Origin of the sequence: Agrobacterium sp. OT33, from assembly GCF_017313365.1 — a bacterium.
GTDB lineage: Bacteria > Pseudomonadota > Alphaproteobacteria > Rhizobiales > Rhizobiaceae > Agrobacterium > Agrobacterium rhizogenes_A.
The window spans coordinates 122,718-146,303 of record NZ_JAFLMZ010000009.1 but is presented as its reverse complement, the minus strand read 5'-3'; the positions used below and the strand labels follow the sequence as shown (position 1 = coordinate 146,303).

Sequence of the window (23,586 nt, the reverse complement as noted above, 5' to 3'; positions counted from 1 at the left end):
GCCGGTTTTTGCATTATGTGCCGGCCGGCCCGGAGGCCTCAGAGGAAGCAGCGGAAGGACATCATCATGGGACAGGCGATATTGCGGCCGGAAGCGGAAACGGAACGTCTGGTCGCGGTAAGGTCCGTCATGTCCTTCAGAAATGCGGAAATACCGGAGCTGAAGGTGCTCTCGCAGCTGGGGCAGGGCGTTTTCGGCGTGCCGCGCGCCGCCGTCCATATCGTTGACGAGGATTGGCTGCATATTGCCGAACAGGCGGGCATGCAGCTGTCGGAATGCCCGCGCGATCTGTCGATCTGCAACCGCGTCATTGACAGGCGGGATGTCGTGGCCATTTCCGATCTGACGGCGCATCCGGATTTCCACTTCATGTCCTACGTCAAAGGTGGGCCTGAACTGCGCTCCTATGCCGGTGCGCCGATCGAGCTGGAACCCGGCCTCGTCGTCGGGGCCTTTTGTCTGGTCGATACGGTGCCGAGAAAGTTTTCCCGCGCCGAAATCGACAATCTCAGACATTTTGCGATGCTGGCGGCGGCGCTCCTGCGGCTTCAGAAAGCCAATTTCACCATGATCCTTGCCGAGCGCGAGTTGCGCGACGCGGCGATGACGGACCCTCTGACCGGCTTTTATAACCGCAAGGCGCTGGAAGCGATCGTTGACGGGCAACTGGGCGCCGCACTTCAGGCGAGCGAGACCTTCGGCGTGCTTTATCTCGATCTGGATGGTTTCAAGACGATCAACGATACGTTCGGCCACCCGGCCGGTGACTGTGTGCTGACTGCCGCCGCCGGGCGCATTCGCGGTGCCATTCGCAGCGAGGATATCGCGGTGCGTATGGGCGGCGATGAATTCGCTATTTTCATACCGCGACCCGGCGCGCCGGAAGTGATGCGCGCAATGGCCGACCGGCTTTTATCCGCCTTCCGCAAACCTTTCGATGTCGAGGGCCAGGAGGTCGAGGCACGCCTCAGCATCGGCGGCGCGATTGCTCCGCAGGCGGGTGCCGATCGAGCGACGTTGCTGTGCAGCGTCGACGAGGCTCTGTATCAGGCCAAAAAATCAGGGCGCGACCGCTTCGTCAGCCGCGCCCTGTGATGTCTGCTTCTTCGAAAAGCGTTTCGGCGTCTCAGTCGTAGAAGGAATCCACGAATTTGTGGCGGCCGAGAAGGAAGGCGTCCGCCACATGGGTCAGCGGTGCCAGATCCACATCCGAACGGCCCGCCTTGATGATCTCCGCAAAACGCTCGTAAAGTGCCGGATATTCCCGCTCCGGTTCAGAGAGCTTCTCTTCGCCATTGATCGAGAGCTTCGCGCCGCCTTCCGAAAGCACCATCCGTCCGGATGAGGTTTCGGCAACGATATCCCAGCTCTGCTTGCCGGTCTGGCGCCAGTCGAATTCGGCATGAACGGGCATTTTCGTCACGTCGGAGAAATGCAGGTCGGCGGCGATCGGTGCGTCGCGGTTTTCCGGGAATTCCAGTGTCGCCTTGGTCAGGAACAGCGCGCGCGGCAGGATGTGGGTGATGATGGAGAGTGCGTTGATGCCGGGGTCGAACACGCCGAGGCCGCCCGCCTGCCAGATCCACGCCTGGTTCGGATGCCAGTGGCGCACATCTTCCTTCCAGATGATATGCACGCTGTCGATTTTTGTCGCGGCCAGAAACGCTTTGGCGGCTTCCGCTGCCGGCGCGTAACGCGAGTGCCAGCTGGCAAACAGCGAAAGGCCCTTCGAATCCGCGAGGCGCACGAGATCCTGCACTTCGGACAGCGTGGCACCCGGCGGCTTTTCGAGGAAAACATGCTTGCCGGCATTCAGCGCCGCATAGGCCGCCTCGTAGCGATATTGCGGCGGCATGCACAGCGACACGGCCTCGATTTGCGGAACCGCTTCGAGCATCGCCTCGATGGTGCCATAGGAGGCGACGCCGTCCACTGTGCCGTGACGGCTTGCCGTGGCGATCAGTTCGAAATCCGGATTGCCTGCGATGGCTGGAAGGTGCTGGTCGCGAACGATTTTGCCGACGCCGACGATGGCAAGCTTGGTGGCTGACATGGAGAGGTACCCGTTTGAGTGCTTCATGAGATAAAGTGTGACTTTACAAGTTTTTTAGCAGAAACGGCCGAAGGGGCAAGGTGATCATCCAGACCTGGAACGGCTTTTTTGGCTAACAATATCAGGCGTTGAAAACGTAAAGGCGTTATTTATGAATAAAGTAATATTCTTGAAATTAAATAATGAATTGAGAATTGATCGAAAAATTCAACTTCAGATGGTTTTAGAAGGTCGTTTTTTGATGTTCATCGTGGAAATTTAATAGTCGATTTTATTTTTTATTGTGAGTTCTTCGAATCGCGTTTGGATGATATTTTTATTTTGAGAAGAAAATCTCTTGTATTTTGTTTTACAAGATGAATTAAATCAATCATCGGTTCAATATGTATGGACCAAGTTCGGCATGGTTATCGATAGTCTGTAGCTGTGTCGATATGAATTGGGCGGGAAGTAGATTATCCGGTCGGACATTGTCCTGTGGCTTCCTGTTGTCACGCCACTCCGGTTGACTTATTTGCCTGCGCGGCATTATGCGGTGCCGGAACTTCTGGATGCGATCCCGCATGAAATACCGCGTGTGCCGGTGTGCATGCTGATCACGGCGCCACTGATGTCCGCCTTCGCCAGTGCCCGTACCGTGTCAGCGAGTGAATATTGGATACGTATCAGTGCCGTCCGCTTGTCGGCGGCCTGTCGCATCGGCGGCGTGTTATATTGTGCTCCGCAGAGACAGAAAGTGTGAAGGGCAAATGCCGGAATTACGGCTGTGAGACAAATGACAATCGGGGGGTGCAGATGATGGAATTGATCGCCATCCAGGCGGCGGCCGCTGCCGCTGAGCTTCCATTCCTGCTGCTCCAGGCAGCCGCGGTGATCGGCATGGTCTCCCTGCTGATCCTCATGCGCCGCAACATTGCCCTCGATGACCCGCGTTACAAGATTTATTATGGCGTCGTTTTCGGCGTGGCCGGTTTTCTGCTGACGCTTCTGGTGGCCGAGTTCATCAGGCTGCCCTCCAAACCCTATATCCGTTCGGATCTGCTGTTTCTCGCCGGGCTTCTGGGGTCATGGCAGGGCGGCGGCATCGCGCTGTTTCTCGTTGCGTCCGCGCGCTACCTGGTCGGTGGCCCCGTGCTGTTTCTCGCCGCTTTTCAGGACATGGCCATCATCTCGGCTTTCGGGATCATGATGTATGGCTGGATGCGCAGGCGCAGCCTCGCCGAACTGGGAATGCGGGATATTCTTGCCGTGTTCGCCGTGCGGTTTGTTGCCGTGCTGCTCGCCATTTCCGTGTCGTTCGGCCTTGGTCTTGTCGAGCAGTCGCTGTTTTTGGACGCGGTCGGCCGCCGCACTCTCGGGGCGGTCGTCGTCGGTCTGCCGATGATTGCCTGCCTGTTTCTTCTCCTGCGCAGCGAGGCGCGGGCGCGGGAAGACGTGAGGAAGCGCGAGATCGCGGCGCTGACGGACCCCCTGACCGGCCTGCCCAACCGGCGCGCGCTGAAGGATCATATCGAAACCGCGGCACGGCGGGAGCCGGCCGTTCCACGCGCGCTCCTTCTCATCGAAATCGTCAATATTGCCGATGTCGCCGCCTGCGAAGGCGAGGACTGGGCCGATCTTTTCTGGCCGCGACTGGCGCGGGAGATCTGCGAAGGCAATAGCAGCCTGCTGTCGAGTTCCAATGCGCCATGCGGTTTCATGTTCGGCGATACGACGCTTGCGGTGGTCGTCGAGGGGATTGCGCTGGAAAAATCGGAAAGCGCCAGACTCATGATGCATCTTCATGAAGGGCTGAGCGCATTTTGCCGATCCGCGGAGGCAGGGCCTGTTCCGCATCTGAAGATCGGCGCGGCCAATCTGGATATGCTTTCCCACCAGAATGTGGCGTCGTTCCTCCGGCATCTCAGCCTGGAGTTGGGAAGAAGTGAAAATCCGGTGCAGATTTTCCCGTTCTCCTTTGCCGAAAAAGCCAGCCGCGACGAAGGCGTTCGGCAGATGCTGGTCCATTGGATCAAATCCGGCAGGCCGCCCATATGTTACCAGCCGAAATTTGAAATGCACAATCGCCACATGATCGGCGCGGAGGCGCTTCTGCGGGCGACCGATGGGCGCGGGCAGGCGCTTTCACCCTATTACGTGCTGGAGATTGCCGAGCGCCACCGGTTGCTGGTGGAGTTCGAATGGTCGACGATCGAAGCGGTTGTCCGTGACCTTGCCGACCTGCGCGGCCTCGACCCCGATTTTCATCTGGCGGTGAATATTTCCGCCTCGTCTTTGGCGACCCCACGTTTCGGAAGCCGGGTCGTGGCGCTCCTCAGGGAAATGGCGGTCCCGGCGCATCGATTGTCAATCGAGGTAACGGAGATGAGCCGCATACCGGCCATCGATATCGTGCAGCAGAATTTCGACACGCTGAACGAGGCGGGCGTGCGGTTGTCGCTTGATGATTTCGGCACGGGTTATTCCGCGCTCACCCTGCTTGCGCGGTTTCCTTTCGAGGAGGTCAAGGTTGACCACTGGATGACGTCCCGGCTCGATCAGTCACGGTTCAGGGACGCCATCGCGCTCGCCTTTGAAAGCGCCGAGCGTTACGGCGCCAAGCTGGTGACGGAAGGCATAGAAACGGAAGAACAGAGCCTGCTTCTCATGCAGATGGGCATCCGCTTCGGGCAGGGTTATCTTTATTCGCCCGCGGTGCCGCTCGATCGCTTGCAGCCGCGCAGGGAATGCGCCTAGAGGGTTTCCGGCAGGACCAGGCCCGGCGTTACCTCGCCACGTTGCGGCTCCAGCGACATCGAAGCGGGCTTCGGCCGGATTGAATGTTTGGCGCGTCTGTGCTGAGGAGGTACCATGACGAACCAGTGGTCCGACCGTGCTTTCCGGTCACGCGAGCGAACCGATGCTTGAAAATAACGATGCATGGAACAGGCAGCCCGGAATATCCGGCCAGTCCCCGCCGGAAGCAAAGACGGTAAGAGCGGACGTCGCGCAGTCGCTCGGCGCCATCGCCGATGCCGAATTCGGCGCAGGACCTGTGTTGGGATATCCCAATCCTCCGGCGGCCTGGCCGCTGCTAAGGGTGTTCGCTGTCTGGGCATTGTTGATGGCTGCGGTCGTCGCCACTCTGGCGGCTTACCAATATGTCAGCCTGCTGGGTGAGCTGGAACGGCAGAGCGACGCCCTGCAGGCCGAGGCGTCGCGCCGGGCCGACCAGCACGATGCCCATGTGACGGCACTTTCGGCGGCGGCGCAGGCGCAGCAGGGACCGGGCGATAGTCTGTTGCTCGCCATTGCCGCGCCCATCCTGCAATTTTACCCGCGTATCGACGAAGTTCAGCTGGTCTCCCTCACGGAGGGAGGTCCCGTTGTCGGCACCCGGCCGCTGGAAAGCGAACTGGCCGCAGCGGTCCGCGAGGCGGCATCGGTGTTTTCAGGCCGGCCGGCTTTGCTGGCGAGTGCGCTGAGGCCCGGCCACTACCTGATCGTCAAGCGCAGCCCCAACAGCGAGACGGCGCAGCAGGCGCTTGTGCTGGCCGTCGACGCCGCGCAGCTGCTGGCCTCCGATGCTCCCTTCTGGTCGGCACAGCACGCCGTGATCCGTCTGAAAATGCCGGATGGACGCCTGTTATACGGCCCGCCGCAACTGCCCGCGCAGCCGCAATATGCTCGGCAGCTCAGCAGCGTCAGCCAGCCGCTGCTTCTGGAAGTCGCACTTCCCATCACCTGGCGGGAACTTCTGCCGGGCCGTGTCCTGTTCGCGGGGCTTGCCGGCGCCAGCGTCGTTTTTGTGTTCGGCATCGTTATGGCAAGGCAGAGGACACGTATGCGCGCCGCCGAAAGGCGGGCCGAACTGAGCGGCATGGAAGCGAGGCTGACCCATGCATCGCGGGTCAATGCGCTGGGAGAGATGGCAAGCGGCCTTGCCCATGAGCTGACCCAGCCGCTGACGGCCATCTTGGCGCAGGCGCAGGCCGGGCGGCGGCTTCTTGCCCGTCAGGATGTCGCAACGCTGTCCGGTGCTCTGGACGACATGATCGAGCAGGCGCGCTGCGCCGCCAACATGCTCGACCGGTTCCGCAACTGGTCGCTGCCGCATCGCCATCCTGCCACGGCGCATGATTTGCGCGTCGCGCTGCGCAATGTCGATGCGTTGCTGGCCGGCGAAGCCGCGCGGCAACAGGTCGTCATAGATATCCGGCAGCCGGAGGCGCCGCTTCTGGTTCGGGTTGATCCGGTGGAAATGGAGCAGGTCATGTTCAATCTGCTGCGCAATGCCCTCGATGCGCTGGCCGGTGCCGAGGGCAGGGGGGCCATCACCGCCACGCTCAGCCGCGACGGTGATCTCGCCATATTCGAAGTCGCCGATAACGGGCCCGGCGTGGCGCCGCAATTGCGCGACCGGCTCTTTACGCCCTTCGCGACCACGAAAAACAACGGCATGGGACTTGGCCTCGCGCTCAGCCAGCGGCTGGTGGAGCGCGCCGGCGGCGAAATCCTCTCCATAGAGCAGGAAAACGGCGCGTTGTTCCGTGTCGTCCTGCCGGTCATGGCGGAGGCAACGAAACCATGACGCTGCCCGTCTATCTGGTCGATGACGACGACGCCGTGCGCAAGGCGCTGATATTGCTGTTGTCCACCGTCGGCATCAAGGCGAAGGGTTTTGCCGATCCGACGGTTTTTCTCGGTCAATTGCCGGGTCTCGAGCCCGGCTGCCTGATCTTCGACATCCGCATGCCGGCCATCACCGGCCTGAAACTGCAGGAAAAACTGGTTGAGGAAGGCATCGACTGGCCGGTCATCATCATTTCCGGCCATGGAAATATCGAAGCCTGCCGCCGCGCCTTCCGCAACGGCGCCGTCGATTTTCTCTCCAAGCCGGTGGATGAGCAGGATCTCATCGATGCGATCCAGAAAGCGCACCAGACGCTTGCGCGCACGCTGGATGCCAGGGCACTGCAGGCGGAAACGATGGCGCTTCTGTCGCTTCTCACCGCGCGTGAGCGTGAGATACTCGAGCGCATCGCGCTGGGTTTCACCACCCGCCAGATCGCCGACGGGCTCGGCCTTTCACCGCGCACGGTCGACAGCCACCGCGCCGCCATCGGCCTCAAGCTCGGCACCACCTCCCAGGCGGAAATGACAAGGCTGTGGCTGGAGGCCGGCGAAGATCGGTAGAACTACCGACTGGCCGGCAAGTCTTACGGATTCGCAGTCCCGTTCCAATTGCCTAGGTTGCAGTCCTCATCAAGCAAGAGGACCTTTTCATGATCCGCAATCTTCTCATCGCTTCCGTTCTGCTCGCTCCTGCCGCCGCCTTGGCCCAGACGCTGCCAACCGCTCCCTATCTGCCGCTCGAAATGGCGGAGAAGGCGGCGAAAGCCGCGCTTCAGGCCTGTGTTGCCAAGGGTAATGCCGTCACTGTTGCCATCGTTACCCGCGACGGCGCCACCAAGGCGGTGCTGAAAGCGGACAACTCCGGCCCGCACACGGTTTCCAGCGCCACGGGTAAGGCCTTCGCGGCCGCTTCGCTTGGTCGCGACATCGGCGAGATCGCGGAATTCATCGCTTCCAAGCCAGCCAATGATGGTCTTCGCAATATGGATGAACGCATGGTCATCCAGGCGGGTGGCCTGCCGATCAAGATCGGTGAAGCGCTGGTCGGCGGCATTGGCGTTGGCGGCGCGCCGTCGGGCGCCATCGATGCCGAATGCGCCCGTGAAGGTCTCAATGCAATCGGCGCGAAATAAGCAGCGTCAATGTAATCCGGCGGCTTCGCAGAAGGCCGCCGGACCGCGTGCCGGCCTTGCACTGCCGAACATCACCCCGCCATTGCTTCCTCATATTCGCCGGAAAGCAGCAGCCATTGCTCTTCCGCGTCGGAAAGCTTTGCTGCGGCTTCACCGCGCTCCTTGACTTTCTGCGCCGCCTTGGCGGGTGCTTTTTCATAAAGGGCGGGATCGGCCAGTTCGGTGTCAAGCGCCTGAATCAGTTTCTCAAGCTTTGCCGTCAGGGATTCGATTTCGTTGATCTTTTTCTTCAGCGGCGCAAGCTGGGCGCGTTTCTCCGCGCTTGCCTTGCGCTGATCGGCCTTCGACGCCTGATCGGGAGCGGCCTCGGTCTTGTCTTCCTTTTTCCTGCCGGAAGAAACGACGATGTCGCGATATTCCTCCATATCGCCTTCGAAGGTTTTGACCGTGCCGTCGGCCACCAGCCACAGCCGGTCCACCGTCGCTTCGATGAGGTGCCGGTCGTGCGAAATGAGGATGACCGCGCCACTATAGTCATTCAGCGCCTCGATCAGTGCCCGGCGGCTGTCGATGTCGAGGTGGTTGGTTGGCTCGTCGAGGATGAGGAGGTTTGGCGCATGGAAGGCCGCAAGCCCCATCAGCAGCCGTGCCTTTTCGCCGCCGGACAGGTCCTTCGCCGCCGTTGCCATCTTTTCGGTCGCGAGACCCATCTGCGCCACGCGTGCGCGTACCTGCGCTTCTGGCGCCAGCGGCATCAGCTTGCGCACATGTTCGACCGGTGTTTCATCCGGTACGAGGTCATCCAGCTGGTGCTGCGCGAAAAAACCGATCTTCAGGCCGGGTGCCACACGAAGATCGCCCGCCTGCGGGGCAAGCCGGCCGGAAATGAATTTCGCGAAGGTGGATTTGCCGTTGCCGTTGGAACCGAGCAGCGCGATGCGGTCGTCATTGTCGATCCTGAGATTGAGCTGCTTCAGGATCGATTTGCCCGGCTCGTAACCCACAGCGCCGCCATTGATGGCGACGATGGGCGAGGCGGGCTGCTTTTCCGGCTCCGGAAAGGTGATCGGCTGGACATGGTCCTCGATCACGGCGGCAACGGTGCCCATGCGCTCCAGCGCCTTGATGCGGCTCTGCGCCTGCCGCGCCTTGGTGGCCTTGGCGCGGAAGCGGTCGATGAAACTTTGCAGATGTTTGCGTGCCGCGTCGTTTTTCGCCTTCGCCTTCATCTGCAATTCGTCGGCCTCTGCCTTCTGCCGCTCGAACTGGTCGTACCCGCCGCGATAGAAGGTCAACTTCTTCTGGTCCAGATGCACGATGGAATTGACGGCATTGTTCAAAAGATCGCGGTCATGGCTGATGATGATGACGGTATGCGGATAACGCCGGATGTAGTCCTCCAGCCAGAGCGTGCCTTCGAGGTCGAGATAGTTGGTCGGCTCGTCAAGCAGCAAAAGGTCCGGTTCGGCAAACAGCACGGAAGCGAGCGCCACGCGCATGCGCCAGCCGCCGGAGAAGGAGGAGGCGGGGCGCAGCTGCGCCTCGTGATCGAAACCGAGACCGGCGAGAATGCTCGATGCGCGCGCTTCCGCCGAATGGGCGTCGATATCGACGAGCCGCATCTGGATTTCGGCGATCCGGTGCGGATCGGTCGCGGTTTCGGCCTCTGCCAGAAGCGCGCTGCGCTCCTTGTCGGCGGAAAGCACGATGGAAATCAGCGAATCTTCCGTACCCGGTGCTTCCTGCGCGACCTGGCCGATGCGCGCCTGTTTGGGGATCGTCACCGAACCGCTTTCGGCCGAAAAATCGCCGGTGATGACCCGGAACAGGGTGGATTTGCCGGCGCCGTTGCGGCCGACAAGGCCCGCCTTCACGCCAGCAGGAAGTGTCACGCTCGCATGGTCGAGAAGCAGGCGCCCGGCGATGCGGGCGGAAAGATCGGTAATCGTAATCATGGCGTCGTTTTGGCTGAACTGGGAAGCCAAGGCAAGAGCAGCGACGACACACCAGGGCAGATATGGCGCCGGAAAAGCAGCCGGTTTGCAGGCCGCCCTCCGGGCGCATCCCATGTCTTCGGTTTCATGCGTTTTCCAGGGGGAAACAAGGGGGCCGTTTCGCTGGAGATGTTTCAGCAGCCGAGCTGGGCCAGATAGCTGCCGCGGCTGTGCTGAGCCACCTCACGGGAATAGCCGACCACGCAATTGCGCGTGCCGCAGCGTGCCGAAAGCAGGGCAAGTTCGGCATGGCTGAAAAATTCGGCGGGCGTGGCGGTGCCGTCAACGGCCGCAACGCCGATTGAAACCGTCAGGTGCTCGCCATCGCCTTCGCTGGTCACGAAACGCAGCGACCCAACGCTCTGCCGCAGGCGTTCGGCAATCGCTTCGGCCGTATGCTGTGAGACACCAGCAAACAGGAAGGCGAATTCATTGCCGCCGATGCGTGCGACGAAATCATCCTTCTTGATCGTCTTGCGGAAGAGGGCGGCAAGCCGCCGCAACGCCTTGTTGCCGGCGGTGGGGCCGTATTTGCCGTTGATTTCGCGAAAATGATCGATGTTGAGCAGCATCAGCGAGGTGGCGGATGCCGCCTGATCGCCGGCGAAGATATCTCCGAGCTTTTCAAGGAAGGCTGCACGGTTGGGGAGCGCCGTCAGCGCGTCGCGAAGGGAGCTTGCCTGCAGATCGGCCCTGCGTTGCTCAACCTCGCGGATTTTCATCAGCCCCATGGCGATGAAATGTTTCAGGCTTGTCTGTTCTTCCTGAATGTCGTCCAGCAATCCCGCCAGCCGTTCCGTTGCCGTCGAGCCGCGATGTTCGTCATCGGAGAGGCTGTCGATGAAGGTTTCGGTGCGCTGCAGGCCGGCTTCCAGCCGCGCGGAGATTTGCTTGAGGGTCTCGAAGGCCTCGCTCGCCATCTGTTCCGCCTCGATCCGGGAAAAGCCGGGCAGATTATGCCGCTGGCCGACAAGATCGATCTCATGCTGTTGCGGCGCATTGCCGAGTGCGAGGATGTCGCGGCCCATGGCCGGATTGTGTCCCGACAATATTTCGTAGATCAATTCATAATTGCGCGGCAGCGGCGCGATATTCATCTTGGCGATGAACTGCGCGATTTTTGTAAAGACAAGACTATTCCTTGCCTGTTCGCGTTTTTTATCGCCAGCAGATGCCATCGCTGTCAGCTCCAATATCGATGGTTGTATGAATTGAACGAAAAAATCGTTTTTGAATGGCGTATTCATACCGCCAACGGCTTAAAATTGGCTAAACCCTGGAGGGAGTTTGATCGCCTTCAGGTTTTATTTCCCGCCGTCGCAGCCGGCGTCTTCCGAACGGCTTTTGATCGATAATATGACAAATGCTGATTTGCTTTCGGACGGCGGGCGTTTTTATATCGTTCCATCGAGATTGCCAAAGAGGGTGCTTATCATGACGACCTCCAGAACCTTATATTCACTGTGCGGAAGCGATATCTCCCGGCCTTTTTCTCCCCATTGCTGGAAAACCGTTCTTTCGCTGGCGCATAAGGGGCTGGATTTCGAGGAGCGACCTTTGCCCTTCACCATCATTCCGACGGTTGAGGACGGGTTTTCGAAGACGGTGCCGATCCTGCGCGATGGCGACCAGCTCGTGAGCGACAGCTTCGAGATCGCGCTTTATCTGGACGACGCCTATCCGGAGCGCCCCTCGCTGTTTGACGGGGAGGGTGGCAAGGCAATGGCCCGTTTCGTCGAAAGCTGGTCGCAGACGGTGCTTCACCCGGCGATTACCCGCATCGCCGTCCTCGATATCCACAACATGCTGGATGAGCCGGATCGCCGTTATTTCCGCGACAGCCGCACGAAAGTGCTCGGCCGCCCGCTTGAGGATGTGGTGGCCAATCGCGAGACGGAAATCGCGGCCTTCCCGGCATTGCTGACACCGATCCGCCGCATGTTGAGCTTTCAGCCTTTCATCGGCGGTACGTCGCCGCTCTTTGCCGATTATATCCTGTTCGGCGCGCTGCAATGGGCAAGGATCACCACCGGGGCCGATCTGTTTTCCGACAATGACCCGGTGCGGGACTGGTTTGAAGGCTGCCTCGATCTCTATGATGCGAGAGGCCGCAGTGTGACAGCGGCGTGAAATGTCTGGCGTCATCGTCGCAATCTCGTCGATCCCCCTTGTTTTCGGGCCTTTGGGCGGGTAAAGACCGCCCACTTTCTCTGAAGGAAAAGGAAACGGACACATGGCGATTGAACGCACATTTTCGATGATCAAGCCGGACGCAACCAAGCGTAACCTGACGGGCGCGATCACCAAGGTATTTGAAGACAACGGCCTGCGCGTCGTCGCCTCCAAGCGCGTCTGGATGAGCAAGCGCGAAGCCGAAGGCTTCTACGCCGTTCACAAGGAGCGCCCCTTCTTCGGCGAGCTCGTTGAAGGCATGACCTCCGGCCCGACCATCGTTCAGGTTCTGGAAGGCGAAAACGCCATCCTCAAGAACCGCGAAATCATGGGCGCCACCAACCCGGCCCAGGCCGCTGAAGGCACCATCCGCAAGACCTTCGCGCTCTCCATCGGCGAAAACTCCGTTCACGGTTCCGACGCTCCGGAAACCGCCGCACAGGAAATCGCCTACTGGTTCGCCGAAACCGAAATCGTCGGCTGATTCAAAATATCAACGGCTTGAATCGTCCTTTCAGGCGATTGCGCGAGGCCGTTGAAAAGACTCGAGAAAACGGAGCCGAAAGGCTCCGTTTTTTGTTGGGTGACAGGTACGGGCCTCCACACTCCGTCACCCCGGACGAGATCCGGGGTCCAGCGCGATCAAGTCTTTGATCGTGAAAGACTCTTTACGTCGCGCAGACGCGCGGCTGCTGGATACCGGGTCAAGCCCGGCATGACGGATGAGAGCTTGTTATTTCGCTCCGGGAACTCAAGCACAGAAAGTCTTCACGACGCCGGGCACCCCTGAACCGGCCGCATATCCGTCGTACCATCCGGTTTGAACACCTCCGGATTGGGCGTATAGAGCGGCCCGATCACCAGCGGCTTGGCGGGAAGAAGCGACTGGTCCGTGTCGGAGCGGATCGTGGTCTCGATCGTCTGGAGAATGTCGCCCTCCGGCCCCTTGATGCGGATGGTGACCCGGTAAGGCCGGTCCTGCTTCACGCACTCGACTGGCGGACTTTGAACGGCGATCTTCTCGTCTGCCGGAAAAATCCTGTCGCTCGTCGTGAGGTCAGGGCCGCCGCGTGGATTTTCGAATGTTGCCTCAAGCTTGCTGCCGTCGCGAATGGGGGCGATGCGCTGAAGCGTGACCAGATAGGTGGCAACGGCGACGCGATAGTTGAAGACGAACATGCGGCCCGAAACCTTCGCGACTTCGCGCGGTTCGTCGCGCTGGCAAGCCGAAAGGCCGAGTGCAGCCGCAATTATCAGCAATGGCAAGGCAATTGCCTTCATTCCTGTGCCTCCTTCGTCCGGTGATAGTGCCGACTGGCTTTCCGCCGGTTGCCGCACACCGCCATGTCGCACCAGATACGGCTTCTGTTCTTGCTGCGGTCGATGAAAAGCCAGCCGCAATTGCTGCAGATCCGCAGCCTTTCCCGTGTCTGCGCCGCAAGCAGTGACAGAGCGGAATGGGCGGTGGCATTGCCGAGACTTTCGGCCAGCGGAAATGCGCGCAGTGCCGTGCCACAGGCGAAGAGAAGCCGCGCCAGCTTGCCGTCGTCATCGCCGCCATTGCTGATGGATGCGCGAAAATAATCGTCGATCGCCTCCCGCAATTCCAGAAAAACCGGCTTTTGGGCCGCTTGGGGGGCGATGAGTGCGGGAAACCTGCCGCGCTCCGCGCCAAGCCGTGTCGCCGCTTCGGCAAAGGCGACGATCTGCTCCGGCACGGCAAAACGGTCGATCGATTTTGCCGCGTCCGAGCGCAGGATCACGCTATTGGCGACATCCAGCGCCAGGGCGCCGCCTGCGAAACGATGTTCTGTCCAGCGAAAACTCATGCTGCACATTATAACTGTCAAAATGTGTTTTAACAGTTATAATAATGGCGAGAGGACGCGCATGGCCTATTTCCTGCAACAATTGCTGAATGCCGTGCCGGTCGCAGCCCTTTATGCGGTTCTGGCCTTCGGTTATGCCATCGCCTTTTCCATCACCAGGCGCGCCGATGTCACCTATGGCGCCATCTTCGCTTTTGCCGGCCAGACGTGCCTGCTGTTTGCCGATTTCGGCTGGAACCGGCTGTGGCTGGTTCTGCCGGCAACGCTCGCGCTCGGGGCAGGAGCAGGCCTGTTCGGTGGGTTGTGGGCGGCGAGCTTCGTCGGCAGGGCGGTGATGCGGCCTCTGGCGAAGGCCTCTCCCAATGCGGTGACAGTAGCCTCCGTCGGTGTGCTGATCGCGCTTACCGAAAGCGCAAGGCTTGCCGCGGGCACCCGGCAATTATGGCTGCCACCACTTTTGTCGCAGCCAGTACGCTTTTGGAGCGATGGCGGCTTTGCCGTGACCCTGACGCCGATGCAGATACTGAACACGGCGGTGTTTGGACTACTCATCCTCTCAGGGTCCATTTATCTCGGCCGTTCCGCTTTCGGCAGGCGCTGGAAGGCCGTTTGCGATGATCCGCTTGCGGCATCGTTCTGCGGCGTGAATGCGGGCAGGGTGTTCCTGCTGTCCTATTGCGCGGCGGGGTTTGTCGCCGCCATCGCCGGGGTGCTCGCCACCTTTTATTACGGCACCATGGATTTTGGCGCCGGACTTGTTTTCGGCCTCAAGGTCGTGCTGATTTCAGCGGCGGGCGGTTATGCCAGCCCGCTTATTTGCGGTTTGGGAGCTGCTGCCGTGGGATTTGCGGAAACCCTGTGGGCCGGTTATGGCCCGGTCGTCTGGCGCGATGCGGCGGTGCTGGCGCTTCTGGTCGGCTGGCTGATTATCATGCGCAGCAGGGTGGAGGCACCCTGAGGCATTTCCGGGAAAAGCGGATTGCGGTCTTCCACCCGGAAAGGCGGAAAAGGCGATGGATTACCGCCACTTGTCCTTTGCCGTATCGTCGGTTGTCTTTGCCGCAACCCAGTCGCCCGCCGTACCATCCTTGCCATGCTCCTTCTTCCAGAACGGGGCGGAGGTCTTCAGATAGTCCATCACGAAATTCGCGCCGTCAAAGGCCGCCTGCCGGTGGCTGGAAGCGGCGATGACGAGAACGATATTCTCGCCGGCAGCGATTTTGCCGTAGCGGTGGATGGCGGTAAGGCCGAGAAGGTTGAAGCGCTCTATCGCGAGTTTGGCGATGCGGCCGATTTCCGCTTCCGCCATGCCGGGGTAATGTTCGAGTTCCAGTGCCGCAAGCGTTCCACCATCGTCCCGGCAGAGCCCGGTGAAGGCGACCACCGCGCCGATGCCCTTGTCGCTTTGCGTCAGCCGTCGCGTTTCCTCAGTGGCGTCGAAATCCCCTGCCTGTACGCGGATCGTCGGCTGCACGGCTTTCTGCATCCGCTCATCCCCCGGTCATCGGCGGGAAAATACCGATCTCGCGTGCGCCGGCGATGCTCTCGTCATGCTCGACATGTTCCTGATTGACGGCGACGCGGATCACATCCGGAAATTCGAAGGCCGCCTCGTAATTCTCGCCACGGGTCGTGAGCCATGCGATCAGCTCACCGGCTGTGGTGACGGAGGAGGGGATGTCCAGCTCCTCTTCGTCCGTGCCGATCTTTTCGCGAACCCAGGCGAAATAAACGATCCGTGTCATCAGTCTTCGTCCACGATGTGCTTCAGGCCGGCCTTGAAGTAGTCATAGCCGGTATACATGGTGAGCGCCGCCGCAAGCCAGAGAAGTGTGATGCCCATCTCTGTCGTATAGGGCAGGACCTTGTCGCCCGCAGGACCGGCGAGAAGAAAGGCGATGGCGACCATCTGGATCGTCGTCTTCCACTTGGCGATGCGGGTGACGGGAACGCTGACCTTCAGCGCCGCCAGATATTCGCGCAGGCCGGAGACCAGAATTTCGCGGCAGAGAATGGTGATGGCCGCCCAGAGCGACCAGCCGGCAATGGTGCCGTCCGCGGCCATCAGGAGCAGGACGGAAGCGACCAGCAGCTTGTCGGCGATCGGGTCCAGCATCCGGCCGATATTGGAGGTCTGGTTCCAGATGCGGGCCAGATAACCATCGAGAAAATCGGTCAGCGACGCGATGATGAACAGCCAGAGCGCCGTCCAGCGCGCGAAATCAGAGCTTTCCAGCTTGCCCTCGATGAAGAAGCACAAAACGATGACAGGAACCGCCAATATGCGGCCATAGGTCAGAAGATTGGGAATGCTGTATGCGCGCGAAGCCATGGGAAACCTGTCAGTCAAAGATCAGCTGTCTTGATGCCGCCCCTGACGCATAGGGTCAACATGTGATTATGTTTTTTTAGCAGTTCGCCACGACGGTGCGGTATCAATCGCCGCCGCTCTCGTGGAAGTGATTGTAGATTTGTCGTGCCACCGTCTCGGAAATACCGGTGACGGCCATCAGATCGTTGAGGCCGGCGCGGGACACGGCCTTGGCGGTGCCGAAATGCTGCAGCAGGGAGCGCTTGCGTCCCGGGCCGATCCCTGAGATTTCGTCGAGCGGATTGCGCACCATTTCCTTCTTGCGCCGCGCCCGGTGAGAGCCGATGGCGAAACGGTGCGCCTCGTCACGCATGCGCTGAATGAAATAAAGCACGGGATCACGCGGCGGCAGCGAGAAATCGGCGCGCCCGTCGGCGAAGAAACGTTCGCGCCCGGCCTCACGGTCCACGCCTTTGGCGACACCGATCGCCGTCACGCAATCGCGAATGCCGAGTTCGTCGAGAATGGCCCGCACGGCCGTCATCTGCCCCTGACCGCCATCGATCAGGATCACGTCCGGCCAGGTGGGGAAGGGCATGTCGGCCGCTTCTTCGGCTGTCGGCGTCCGTTCGCGATCCGGTTTTCCTTCTTCCTTCAGGAGACGTGAAAAGCGCCGGGTCATCACCTCGCGCATCATGCCGAAGTCATCGCCGGGGGTGATGTCGGTCGATTTGATGTTGAACTTGCGGTACTGATTCTTCACGAAGCCTTCCGGCCCCGCCACCACCATGCCGCCAACGGCATTGGTGCCCATGATGTGGGAGTTGTCGTAAATCTCGATGCGTCGCGGCACGTAGGGCAGGCCGAAGGTTTCCGCAAAACCTTTCAGCAGCCGCGCCTGAGACGAGGTTTCCGCCAGCTTGCGGCCATGCGCCTCGCGGGCATTGGCCAGGACATGGTCGGTAATGTCCTTCTTTTCGCCGCGCTGCGGCACGCTGATGGTCACCTTGTGTCCCGCTTTTTCGCCAAGTGCCGCAGCCAGCAGTTCCTGTTCCTCGATGGTTTTGGATAGCAGAATCTGTTTCGGCACCGGCTTGTCGTCGTAAAACTGCGCGAGGAATGCATTGAGGATTTCCGAGCCGGGCAGGGAAGGGTCGGCCTTCGGGAAATAGGCGCGGTTGCCCCAGTTCTGGCCGGTGCGGAAAAAGAACACCTGAATACAGGAAATGCCGCCTTCATGATGAATGGCGAAGACATCCGCCTCCTCGATACCGGCGGGATTGATGCCCTGATGGCTCTGGACATGCGAAAGTGCGGCCAGCCGGTCGCGATAGACGGCGGCGCGTTCGAAATCGAGATCCTCCGCCGCCTCGTTCATCTGCCGCGCAATCGCGGTCTTGACGCTCTGGCTCTTGCCGGACAGGAAATCCTTGGCTTCCTTGACGAGTTCCGCATACCCCTGATCGCTGATCTCATGCGTACAGGGGCCGGAACAGCGCTTGATCTGGTACAGAAGACAGGGGCGGGTGCGGGTCTCGAAAACGCTGTCGGTGCAGGTGCGGATCAAAAACGCACGCTGCAGCGAATTGATCGTGCGGCCCACGGCGCCGGCCGACGCAAAGGGGCCGAAATAATCGCCCTTGCGTGCCCGGGCACCACGGTGCTTGAAGATCGCCGGCGCACGATTGTCGGCGGTGATGAGAATATAGGGAAACGATTTGTCGTCGCGCAAAAGCACGTTAAAGCGCGGCCGCAAGCGCTTGATGAGGTTAGCTTCCAGGAGAAGCGCCTCGGTCTCCGTGCGGGTGGTGACGAATTCCATGTGGGTGGTCAGCCGCACCATCTGGGCGATGCGGTTGGAGTGCACGCGGCCCTGCGCATAGTTGCCGACACGCTTCTTCAGCGAGCGCGCCTTGCCGACATAAAGCACGTCGCCCGCCTCGTTGAACATGCGATAGACGCCCGGCGAGTTGGGCAGATGTTTGACGAATTCGCCGATGAGGTCCATGCCCTTCAGGCCGGATTCGTTCTTCCAGCCCGCATTCCAGTCCATGCCGGCGACATCGCGCGAAGCCTCGCCCGCATCCGTCGCGGAAAGGCTGGCATCGTCGTCTTCGTCATCGGTTTCATCGAAGAGAATACCGCCATCAGGCAGCTTCTTTCCGTTCATTCAGGTATCTCCGCCACGTCAGGGGTTTCCCAGCCAAGATGCTGGCCGCCATCGAGCGCGATCATTTGTCCGGTGACCGACGGCGTGTCATAAAAAAAGCGAATCGTCCGCCCGAACTCGTCGGGTTCAGGACCACGCTTTAATATAAGGCCGTCGATCTGCGCCTGAAAGTCCTCGGGCGCCTGTCTTTCGCTTTTGAAGGAGGGACCCGGCCCGATGGCGTTGACCCTGACACGCGGCGCAAAGCTCTGCGCCATCGTTCGCGTCGCGGTCCAGAGGGCGGATTTCGAAAGCGTATAGGAATAGAAGCGTGGTGTGAGCGCCAGCACGCGCTGATCGATGATGTTGACGATGAGGCCGGATTTATCCCGCGGCAATTGTTCGACGAAGGCGGCGGCGATGAGGGACGGCGCCCGCACATGCACGGAAAAATGCGTATCGAAGATTGCCGGATCGGGTTTGTCCGCCGTGTCATCCAGAAAAACCGACGCGTTGTTGACGACCACACCGATGGGGCCGAGAGCGGAAGCGGCCTTGTCGACAAGCGCCATTGTTGGCGCGGATTGTGTCAGATCCGCCTGAACGGCAACGGCCTTGCCACCTTTTTGCCTTATTTCGTTAGCGAATTCCTCGGCCTGCGCCATCGATTCATTGGCATGAACGGCGATTGCGAAGCCGTGAGCGGCCAGATCGGTCGCGATTGCCCGCCCGAGCCGGCGGGCGGCTCCCGTTATCAAGACTGTCTTTTGTATATTTTCTTTCACGGCGGACCTGCATTTGCTCATACACGCCCTATGTGCTGGATATAAATGCAAATCGCAAGCTGTCCGTCGGCCTTAAAAGAATTGGGCGATTTTTTATTCGAAAAGAAATTTTGATTTAATTTAAATATAACTAAGTTTAAAGTTGATCTATTGCTGGTTAGGCTCCCGTTAGGGTTAATAAAACCCTTGTGGCAATTAGGCAACGTCTAATTCTAGTCACGCCTCTGCCCCAAACAATTCACATTTTGGCTCTTTGATCTCCGCATTCTCCCATCAAATTCAGTTTCCAGAGGGGCGATTAACCCGACGAGTTTACACCGCGTCTGAAAACGATGTTTTGAGTACAGAGCGGTCCTGAAAGGAGAATAGCATGCGTATTTTCGTAGCAACCCTTATGGCTTCGACCATTGCAGCCGCCGGCTTTTCGGCTGCTCACGCCGCTGATGCCGTAAATGAAGTGCCGCAGGCACCGGTGTCCTACGACCAGCCCGCACCGGTCAAGGATTGGTCTGGCGCCTACCTCGGTGGTACCGTCAACTATGACTGGGGCCGTTTCAGCTCCAGCAATGACGGTCGTGACGCCAAGGGCTTCGGTGGCGGCCTCTACGGTGGTTACAACATGCAGAGCGGCCAGATCGTTTACGGTGCTGAAGCAGACGTGAACCTGGGCGACGAGAAGGGCTCCGCCGGTACGGTTGCCGGCAATGCCATCGAAGGCAAGCAGGGCGTCAACGGCTCGCTGCGTGGCCGCGTTGGTTACGACATGAACCCGTTCCTGCTCTACGGCACGGCCGGTCTTGCTGTCTCCGACAACAAGGTTCGTGACGCGACCTCCAAGGACAGCGCCACCGCCCTCGGTTACACCGTTGGTGCCGGTGTTGAAGCCATGGTGACCGACAACATCACCGCCCGTCTGGAATATCGCTACAGCGACTACCAGAAGAAGGACTACGGTCTCGACTCCGGCGCATTCTCGCGCGGTTTCGACGATCACTCCGTCAAGGCCGGTATCGGCGTCAAGTTCTGATCCTTTCCGGATCGCTTAAAGAAAAGCCGGGGTTTGCGCCCCGGCTTTTTTGTTTTTCCGTCTGCGGCGGTCGCCCGGCGCGGAGGCCGGGCACGCTTCTGCCCTGGTGTCAGGCCGCCTTCATTTCCTCATAGGCGTCGAAGCGCTTGCCGAAAGTCTCCGGCCATTGCGAAAGCGCCTCGCGCCCTTCGGCCCATTCACCCGCGAAACGCAGGTCGAGATAACCGATCATCGCTGCCAGGGCGAAATGGCCGCCATGCAGCTTCTTGCCGGTCTTCGGCAGGTTCGCGTTCAGATGATCGAGACCCCGGACCACTTTTTTCCACTGCTTGTCGATCCACGGCTGGTGGATCTTGTCTTCCGGGCGAAAGCGGCGCTCGTAAACGATGGCCAGCAGGCAATCCATGATGCCGTCGCAGAGCGCTTCCAGAATTTCCGCTTCCGTGCGCTTGCCGTCCTTTTTCGGGTAGAGCTTGCCGCCCGAAAGACGGTGGAGATAATGCATGATCGCCACGCTGTCATAGACGGAGCCGCCGTCATCCAGAAGCAGGACAGGGATTTTGCCGAGCGGATTGTTGTCCATCAGCGTCGCGGGTTCGGCGCTGGCGTCGACGCGCACGGAGGTGATGTCGATTCCCAGATGGCGGGCGGCCATGCGCACCTTGGCGGAATAGGGGGAGGCGGGCGAATAGAGCAGTTCCATGATCGGGTCCTGTGGGTTTGATATCTGGTGATTAGCGTATCGGGATGATTTCGGCGGAGCCGGCGCGGCATCCCCTGCGGTCAAGTTCGGGGCAGTCGCGGAATGTCAGGTCCCTGTTGAGGCAGATGCGTACTTCCTCCAGGCGCTTGCCGTCGCAGCTGATTGAAATGCCGCGTTTCGACAGGCCCGGATTGGCGTCGGTGAAGGCGGTTTCTATGGCATCGGCGGAAAGGGTGGTGGCCCGGGCGCCCGAAGCGATCGTCTCAGGCAGCTTCACGGCCTCGAAGGCAGCCCGCGTCGCCGAGAAATAATCCTTCTGCGACAGGCCGGAACAGGAGCCGTGCTTGCGCCACTGATGGCCGATGAGGCCCATGGACGGCATGATGTCGAACATTGTCCGTCCGATCGCATCCGGAACACGGTCGGGTTCGCGGCTCTGGCAGAATTCGGGATAGCCGTTTTCGTTCTGCGGCCACAGCCCGTGCACCACAAAACCGTAGCGCCTGTCGCTGCCGCATTGCTGGCGGTTGCCGGAACCTTCGGAACTGGCGCAGAAGGCCGGAGACCAGGACAGGGACAGAACATAAAAATCGAATCCCGTTCCCTTGAACGCAGGATTATTGCCCGCATCGCGCCGGGACATTTCCGGCCCGGGACGTCCTGCGGGTTGCGACGGGGCCTGCGTCTGCCGGTTGTTCACGGAAGCGTTCGGTGTCGGATTTTCCTGCGCAAACCACAGCGCTGCAAGCGACAGAAGACCCAAGGCGATGAAACCCGCATAACGCTTCATTCCGTGCTCGTTTCCCGGAAAGTGGACGACCTCATATCGCCGTCGGCGACAAATCGGTCTTACATAAATTTGTGAACGAGGCAAACGGGCAAAAAGGTTGAAAGCTTCGCCGCATAACGAATAGAGTCGAACGAATCTTCCGCGAAAGACGGAAGCCGGGCAGGGGTGAATCTGGAGGAAATAGGCGGCATGACCGCATGAAATTCAAAAAATACATCTGGCCTGTCGTTGGTTTCGCGACGATCGGTTTTTCCGCTTGGCTGCTTTTCCACGAACTGCGTGGCCTGTCGCTCGATGACCTCTGGGACAGTCTGAAGGCAATCCGCGTGCGTGACTGGCTGTGTTCCGGTCTTGCCACTCTGCTGGCCTATGCCGCGCTTGCCGGTTACGACCGCATCGCGCTGCAGCATCTCGGCCGCAAGGTGAACTGGTTCTTCATCACGCTCACCTCTTTCACCACCTATGCGCTGTCCCACAATGTCGGGGCGTCCGTATTCTCGGGCGCCGTGGTGCGATACCGGGCCTATACATCCAAGGGGCTGAGCGTGGCGGAAGTGGGCGTCCTCGTCGGCCTCTGCTCCTTCACCTTCCTCATCGGTACCATCATGCTGATCGGTCTGGTGCTGCTGTACGAGCCCGACATCACCGAACGGTTTACCGGAATCCTGCCGGTCGAAGCCTCCACGACCACGGGCGTTCTGCTGCTTCTTTTCGTCGGCCTGTATGTTCTCGGCAGCCTGCTCAGGCTGAAGCCTCTGAAAATCGGTTCCTTCGTGCTGCCTTACCCCGCACCGAAGCTGGTGGCGCAACAGCTCGTCATCGGCCCGATCGAATTGATCGGCGCAGCGGGCATAATCTATTTTGCGCTGCCGGAAGCCGGAAATCCCGGCTACATGGTCATTCTCGGCATTTTTCTGGTGTCTTTTTCGGCGGCTCTCATCTCGCACGCGCCGGGCGGGCTCGGCGTGCTGGAGCTGGTTTTCGTCACAGGCCTGCCGGACATGAACCCCGCGGATGTGATTGCGGCGCTGCTGGTCTTCCGGCTGTTCTACCTCATCATTCCCTTTATCATGGCCCTGTTCGTGATCCTGTTCTTCGAACGGTCACAGCTTGCGGCGGCACAGAGGCGGGAAGGGTTGAGGTAGCCCTCAATCCTCTTCATGCTTTTCCTCGCCGCGCAGCCAGAAGGCGCGGTGGGAAGCATATCTGTCCTGCGCCATCACCGTCTTCAGGAAGGGCAGGAGCGTGTGCAGCTCGTCCTTCAGCGTGTAGGGCGGGTTGACGATGATGAGGCCGGAGCCGCTCAGGCCATCCAGCCGGTCGCTTTTGACGGAAAGCTCGGCGCACAGCATCTTCGGAATGTCGAAGGATTGCAGCCGCTCATGGAAATCCTTGATCGGGGCGCCCTTTTTTAGCGGATACCACAGGCAATAGGTGCCGGTGGAGAAACGCCGATAGGCCTTGTTCAGGCCGTCCGCCAGCCGCTGATATTCGTTTTCAAGCTCGAATGGCGGATCGACAAGGATGAGACCACGCTTTTCCTTCGGCGGCAGATGCGCGCCGAGCGACAGCCAGCCGTCCAGTTCGGTGACACGCACCTGATAATCCCCCTCGAACAGGCGCGACAGCGCGCGGCTGTCATCCGGATGCAGCTCCATGGCCGAAAGCCGGTCCTGCGGGCGGAACAGCATACGCGCCAGTTTCGGCGAGCCGGGATAGAATTGAATGCCGCCCTCCGGATTGAGTTCCTTCACGGCGGCAAGATAGGGCTCGAGCAGTTCGGCGATGGGGGCGGGCAGGTCGGCCTCCACCAGCTTGCCTATGCCGGTCTGCCACTCGCCGGTCTTCTGCGCCTCTTCCGAGGTCAGGTCGTAAAGCCCGATGCCGGCATGGGTATCCAGCACCCGAAATGCCTTGTCCTTGTTCTGCAGGTAGCGCACGAGGCGGGCGAGAACCGCGTGTTTGAGAACATCCGCGAAATTGCCGGCGTGATAGATGTGGCGGTAGTTCATGGATGTGTCTCGCT

23 protein-coding genes are annotated in these 23,586 nt (G+C 60.2%); 10 read left to right on the top strand and 13 right to left on the bottom strand.

Going from position 1 to position 23,586, the window contains the following annotated elements; translation table 11 throughout:
- Positions 1 to 66: 66 nt before the first annotated feature.
- Positions 67 to 1,095 (top strand): sensor domain-containing diguanylate cyclase, encoded by a 1,029-nt coding sequence (locus JZX88_RS20985; protein ID WP_206914605.1) that lies wholly within the window; start codon positions 67 to 69, stop codon positions 1,093 to 1,095.
- A gap of 31 nt (positions 1,096 to 1,126) precedes the next feature.
- Here the strand turns inward: JZX88_RS20985 and JZX88_RS20980 are convergent, their stop codons facing one another.
- The gene (locus tag JZX88_RS20980; protein ID WP_206914604.1) at positions 1,127 to 2,053 is read right to left on the bottom strand and encodes a Gfo/Idh/MocA family protein; all 927 of its coding nucleotides are present in this window, start codon (positions 2,051 to 2,053) and stop codon (positions 1,127 to 1,129) included.
- Between the two features lie 795 nt (positions 2,054 to 2,848).
- Between JZX88_RS20980 and JZX88_RS20975 the strand changes: the two genes are divergently transcribed.
- The 4 genes from JZX88_RS20975 (at position 2,849) to JZX88_RS20960 (ending at position 7,800) form a co-directional block, all read left to right on the top strand.
- On the top strand, positions 2,849 to 4,789 hold the full coding sequence (locus JZX88_RS20975) for a bifunctional diguanylate cyclase/phosphodiesterase (RefSeq protein ID WP_206914603.1): 1,941 nt from the start codon (positions 2,849 to 2,851) through the stop codon (positions 4,787 to 4,789).
- 163 nt (positions 4,790 to 4,952) lie between these two features.
- Positions 4,953 to 6,623 carry a sensor histidine kinase gene (locus JZX88_RS20970; RefSeq protein ID WP_206914602.1) on the top strand — a complete coding sequence of 557 codons (1,671 nt, stop codon included), beginning with the start codon at positions 4,953 to 4,955 and terminating at the stop codon, positions 6,621 to 6,623.
- Positions 6,620 to 7,228, top strand: coding sequence for a response regulator transcription factor (locus tag JZX88_RS20965; protein ID WP_206914601.1), 609 nt, complete (start codon positions 6,620 to 6,622; stop codon positions 7,226 to 7,228). Before JZX88_RS20970 ends, JZX88_RS20965 begins: the two co-directional genes overlap by 4 nt.
- A gap of 89 nt (positions 7,229 to 7,317) precedes the next feature.
- Positions 7,318 to 7,800 carry a heme-binding protein gene (locus JZX88_RS20960; RefSeq protein WP_110759304.1) on the top strand — a complete coding sequence of 161 codons (483 nt, stop codon included), beginning with the start codon at positions 7,318 to 7,320 and terminating at the stop codon, positions 7,798 to 7,800.
- Between the two features lie 71 nt (positions 7,801 to 7,871).
- On the opposite strand, the gene JZX88_RS20955 is transcribed toward JZX88_RS20960, so the two are convergent.
- Positions 7,872 to 9,755, bottom strand: a complete 1,884-nt coding sequence (locus JZX88_RS20955) for an ABC-F family ATP-binding cassette domain-containing protein (protein ID WP_065116177.1) — start codon at positions 9,753 to 9,755, stop codon at positions 7,872 to 7,874.
- Positions 9,756 to 9,928: 173 nt separating this feature from the next.
- Complete coding sequence (locus tag JZX88_RS20950; protein ID WP_161991622.1) at positions 9,929 to 10,972, bottom strand: GGDEF domain-containing protein; 1,044 nt, start codon at positions 10,970 to 10,972, stop codon at positions 9,929 to 9,931.
- Positions 10,973 to 11,228: 256 nt separating this feature from the next.
- Between JZX88_RS20950 and JZX88_RS20945 the strand changes: the two genes are divergently transcribed.
- Together JZX88_RS20945 and ndk are read left to right on the top strand one after the other, a co-directional pair.
- Positions 11,229 to 11,924, top strand: a complete 696-nt coding sequence (locus JZX88_RS20945; RefSeq protein ID WP_206914600.1) for a glutathione S-transferase family protein — start codon at positions 11,229 to 11,231, stop codon at positions 11,922 to 11,924.
- 103 nt (positions 11,925 to 12,027) lie between these two features.
- Positions 12,028 to 12,450, top strand: coding sequence for a nucleoside-diphosphate kinase (gene ndk / locus JZX88_RS20940; RefSeq protein WP_003496769.1), 423 nt, complete (start codon positions 12,028 to 12,030; stop codon positions 12,448 to 12,450).
- 284 nt (positions 12,451 to 12,734) lie between these two features.
- Here the strand turns inward: ndk and JZX88_RS20935 are convergent, their stop codons facing one another.
- On the bottom strand, positions 12,735 to 13,247 hold the full coding sequence (locus JZX88_RS20935) for a hypothetical protein (protein WP_206914599.1): 513 nt from the start codon (positions 13,245 to 13,247) through the stop codon (positions 12,735 to 12,737).
- Entirely contained in the window at positions 13,244 to 13,804 is a 561-nt protein-coding gene (locus JZX88_RS20930) for a CGNR zinc finger domain-containing protein (protein ID WP_206914598.1), read from the bottom strand. Before JZX88_RS20930 ends, JZX88_RS20935 begins: the two co-directional genes overlap by 4 nt.
- A 52-nt stretch (positions 13,805 to 13,856) precedes the next feature.
- On the opposite strand from JZX88_RS20930, the gene JZX88_RS20925 reads away from it, so the two are divergent.
- Complete coding sequence (locus JZX88_RS20925) at positions 13,857 to 14,753, top strand: branched-chain amino acid ABC transporter permease (RefSeq protein ID WP_206914597.1); 897 nt, start codon at positions 13,857 to 13,859, stop codon at positions 14,751 to 14,753.
- A gap of 60 nt (positions 14,754 to 14,813) precedes the next feature.
- On the opposite strand, the gene JZX88_RS20920 is transcribed toward JZX88_RS20925, so the two are convergent.
- The 5 genes from JZX88_RS20920 to JZX88_RS20900 form a co-directional block, all read right to left on the bottom strand.
- The gene (locus JZX88_RS20920) at positions 14,814 to 15,281 is read right to left on the bottom strand and encodes a molybdenum cofactor biosynthesis protein MoaE (RefSeq protein WP_206914596.1); all 468 of its coding nucleotides are present in this window, start codon (positions 15,279 to 15,281) and stop codon (positions 14,814 to 14,816) included.
- Between the two features lie 4 nt (positions 15,282 to 15,285).
- On the bottom strand, positions 15,286 to 15,540 hold the full coding sequence (gene moaD, locus JZX88_RS20915; protein ID WP_065115336.1) for a molybdopterin converting factor subunit 1: 255 nt from the start codon (positions 15,538 to 15,540) through the stop codon (positions 15,286 to 15,288).
- On the bottom strand, positions 15,540 to 16,127 hold the full coding sequence (pgsA, locus tag JZX88_RS20910; RefSeq protein WP_046798832.1) for a CDP-diacylglycerol--glycerol-3-phosphate 3-phosphatidyltransferase: 588 nt from the start codon (positions 16,125 to 16,127) through the stop codon (positions 15,540 to 15,542). The genes moaD and pgsA overlap by 1 nt, the downstream gene beginning before the upstream one ends.
- A gap of 103 nt (positions 16,128 to 16,230) precedes the next feature.
- The gene (gene uvrC, locus JZX88_RS20905; RefSeq protein ID WP_206914595.1) at positions 16,231 to 18,276 is read right to left on the bottom strand and encodes an excinuclease ABC subunit UvrC; all 2,046 of its coding nucleotides are present in this window, start codon (positions 18,274 to 18,276) and stop codon (positions 16,231 to 16,233) included.
- Positions 18,273 to 19,061: an SDR family oxidoreductase gene (locus JZX88_RS20900; protein ID WP_065115338.1), complete on the bottom strand. Its 789-nt coding sequence runs from the start codon at positions 19,059 to 19,061 to the stop codon at positions 18,273 to 18,275. Before JZX88_RS20900 ends, uvrC begins: the two co-directional genes overlap by 4 nt.
- Before the next feature lie 349 nt (positions 19,062 to 19,410).
- Here JZX88_RS20900 and JZX88_RS20895 point away from each other — a divergent pair, with 349 nt between their 5' ends.
- The gene (locus tag JZX88_RS20895; protein ID WP_065115339.1) at positions 19,411 to 20,067 is read left to right on the top strand and encodes an outer membrane protein; all 657 of its coding nucleotides are present in this window, start codon (positions 19,411 to 19,413) and stop codon (positions 20,065 to 20,067) included.
- A 109-nt stretch (positions 20,068 to 20,176) separates the two neighbouring features.
- On the opposite strand, the gene JZX88_RS20890 is transcribed toward JZX88_RS20895, so the two are convergent.
- A complete protein-coding gene (locus JZX88_RS20890; RefSeq protein WP_065115340.1) occupies positions 20,177 to 20,770 on the bottom strand; it encodes a glutathione S-transferase in 594 nt (197 codons plus the stop codon).
- Between the two features lie 31 nt (positions 20,771 to 20,801).
- Positions 20,802 to 21,560 (bottom strand): ribonuclease, encoded by a 759-nt coding sequence (locus JZX88_RS20885; RefSeq protein WP_110759295.1) that lies wholly within the window; start codon positions 21,558 to 21,560, stop codon positions 20,802 to 20,804.
- 197 nt (positions 21,561 to 21,757) lie between these two features.
- On the opposite strand from JZX88_RS20885, the gene JZX88_RS20880 reads away from it, so the two are divergent.
- Positions 21,758 to 22,705 (top strand): lysylphosphatidylglycerol synthase domain-containing protein, encoded by a 948-nt coding sequence (locus tag JZX88_RS20880; protein WP_065115342.1) that lies wholly within the window; start codon positions 21,758 to 21,760, stop codon positions 22,703 to 22,705.
- A gap of 3 nt (positions 22,706 to 22,708) precedes the next feature.
- Here the strand turns inward: JZX88_RS20880 and JZX88_RS20875 are convergent, their stop codons facing one another.
- Positions 22,709 to 23,572 (bottom strand): 23S rRNA (adenine(2030)-N(6))-methyltransferase RlmJ, encoded by an 864-nt coding sequence (locus tag JZX88_RS20875; RefSeq protein ID WP_110759293.1) that lies wholly within the window; start codon positions 23,570 to 23,572, stop codon positions 22,709 to 22,711.
- Between the last annotated feature and the right edge of the window lie 14 nt (positions 23,573 to 23,586).

Bases quoted from the DNA above. Each gene is read 5' to 3' on its own strand.
- JZX88_RS20985 (WP_206914605.1), top strand. From the start codon at position 67: ATGGGACAGGCGATATTGCGGCCGGAAGCGGAAACGGAACGTCTGGTC.
- JZX88_RS20980 (WP_206914604.1), bottom strand. From the start codon at position 2,053: ATGTCAGCCACCAAGCTTGCCATCGTCGGCGTCGGCAAAATCGTTCGC.
- JZX88_RS20975 (WP_206914603.1), top strand. From the start codon at position 2,849: ATGATGGAATTGATCGCCATCCAGGCGGCGGCCGCTGCCGCTGAGCTT.
- JZX88_RS20970 (WP_206914602.1), top strand. From the start codon at position 4,953: ATGCTTGAAAATAACGATGCATGGAACAGGCAGCCCGGAATATCCGGC.
- JZX88_RS20965 (WP_206914601.1), top strand. From the start codon at position 6,620: ATGACGCTGCCCGTCTATCTGGTCGATGACGACGACGCCGTGCGCAAG.
- JZX88_RS20960 (WP_110759304.1), top strand. From the start codon at position 7,318: ATGATCCGCAATCTTCTCATCGCTTCCGTTCTGCTCGCTCCTGCCGCC.
- JZX88_RS20955 (WP_065116177.1), bottom strand. From the start codon at position 9,755: ATGATTACGATTACCGATCTTTCCGCCCGCATCGCCGGGCGCCTGCTT.
- JZX88_RS20950 (WP_161991622.1), bottom strand. From the start codon at position 10,972: ATGGCATCTGCTGGCGATAAAAAACGCGAACAGGCAAGGAATAGTCTT.
- JZX88_RS20945 (WP_206914600.1), top strand. From the start codon at position 11,229: ATGACGACCTCCAGAACCTTATATTCACTGTGCGGAAGCGATATCTCC.
- ndk (WP_003496769.1), top strand. From the start codon at position 12,028: ATGGCGATTGAACGCACATTTTCGATGATCAAGCCGGACGCAACCAAG.
- JZX88_RS20935 (WP_206914599.1), bottom strand. From the start codon at position 13,247: ATGAAGGCAATTGCCTTGCCATTGCTGATAATTGCGGCTGCACTCGGC.
- JZX88_RS20930 (WP_206914598.1), bottom strand. From the start codon at position 13,804: ATGTGCAGCATGAGTTTTCGCTGGACAGAACATCGTTTCGCAGGCGGC.
- JZX88_RS20925 (WP_206914597.1), top strand. From the start codon at position 13,857: ATGGCCTATTTCCTGCAACAATTGCTGAATGCCGTGCCGGTCGCAGCC.
- JZX88_RS20920 (WP_206914596.1), bottom strand. From the start codon at position 15,281: ATGCAGAAAGCCGTGCAGCCGACGATCCGCGTACAGGCAGGGGATTTC.
- moaD (WP_065115336.1), bottom strand. From the start codon at position 15,540: ATGACACGGATCGTTTATTTCGCCTGGGTTCGCGAAAAGATCGGCACG.
- pgsA (WP_046798832.1), bottom strand. From the start codon at position 16,127: ATGGCTTCGCGCGCATACAGCATTCCCAATCTTCTGACCTATGGCCGC.
- uvrC (WP_206914595.1), bottom strand. From the start codon at position 18,276: ATGAACGGAAAGAAGCTGCCTGATGGCGGTATTCTCTTCGATGAAACC.
- JZX88_RS20900 (WP_065115338.1), bottom strand. From the start codon at position 19,061: ATGAGCAAATGCAGGTCCGCCGTGAAAGAAAATATACAAAAGACAGTC.
- JZX88_RS20895 (WP_065115339.1), top strand. From the start codon at position 19,411: ATGCGTATTTTCGTAGCAACCCTTATGGCTTCGACCATTGCAGCCGCC.
- JZX88_RS20890 (WP_065115340.1), bottom strand. From the start codon at position 20,770: ATGGAACTGCTCTATTCGCCCGCCTCCCCCTATTCCGCCAAGGTGCGC.
- JZX88_RS20885 (WP_110759295.1), bottom strand. From the start codon at position 21,560: ATGAAGCGTTATGCGGGTTTCATCGCCTTGGGTCTTCTGTCGCTTGCA.
- JZX88_RS20880 (WP_065115342.1), top strand. From the start codon at position 21,758: ATGAAATTCAAAAAATACATCTGGCCTGTCGTTGGTTTCGCGACGATC.
- JZX88_RS20875 (WP_110759293.1), bottom strand. From the start codon at position 23,572: ATGAACTACCGCCACATCTATCACGCCGGCAATTTCGCGGATGTTCTC.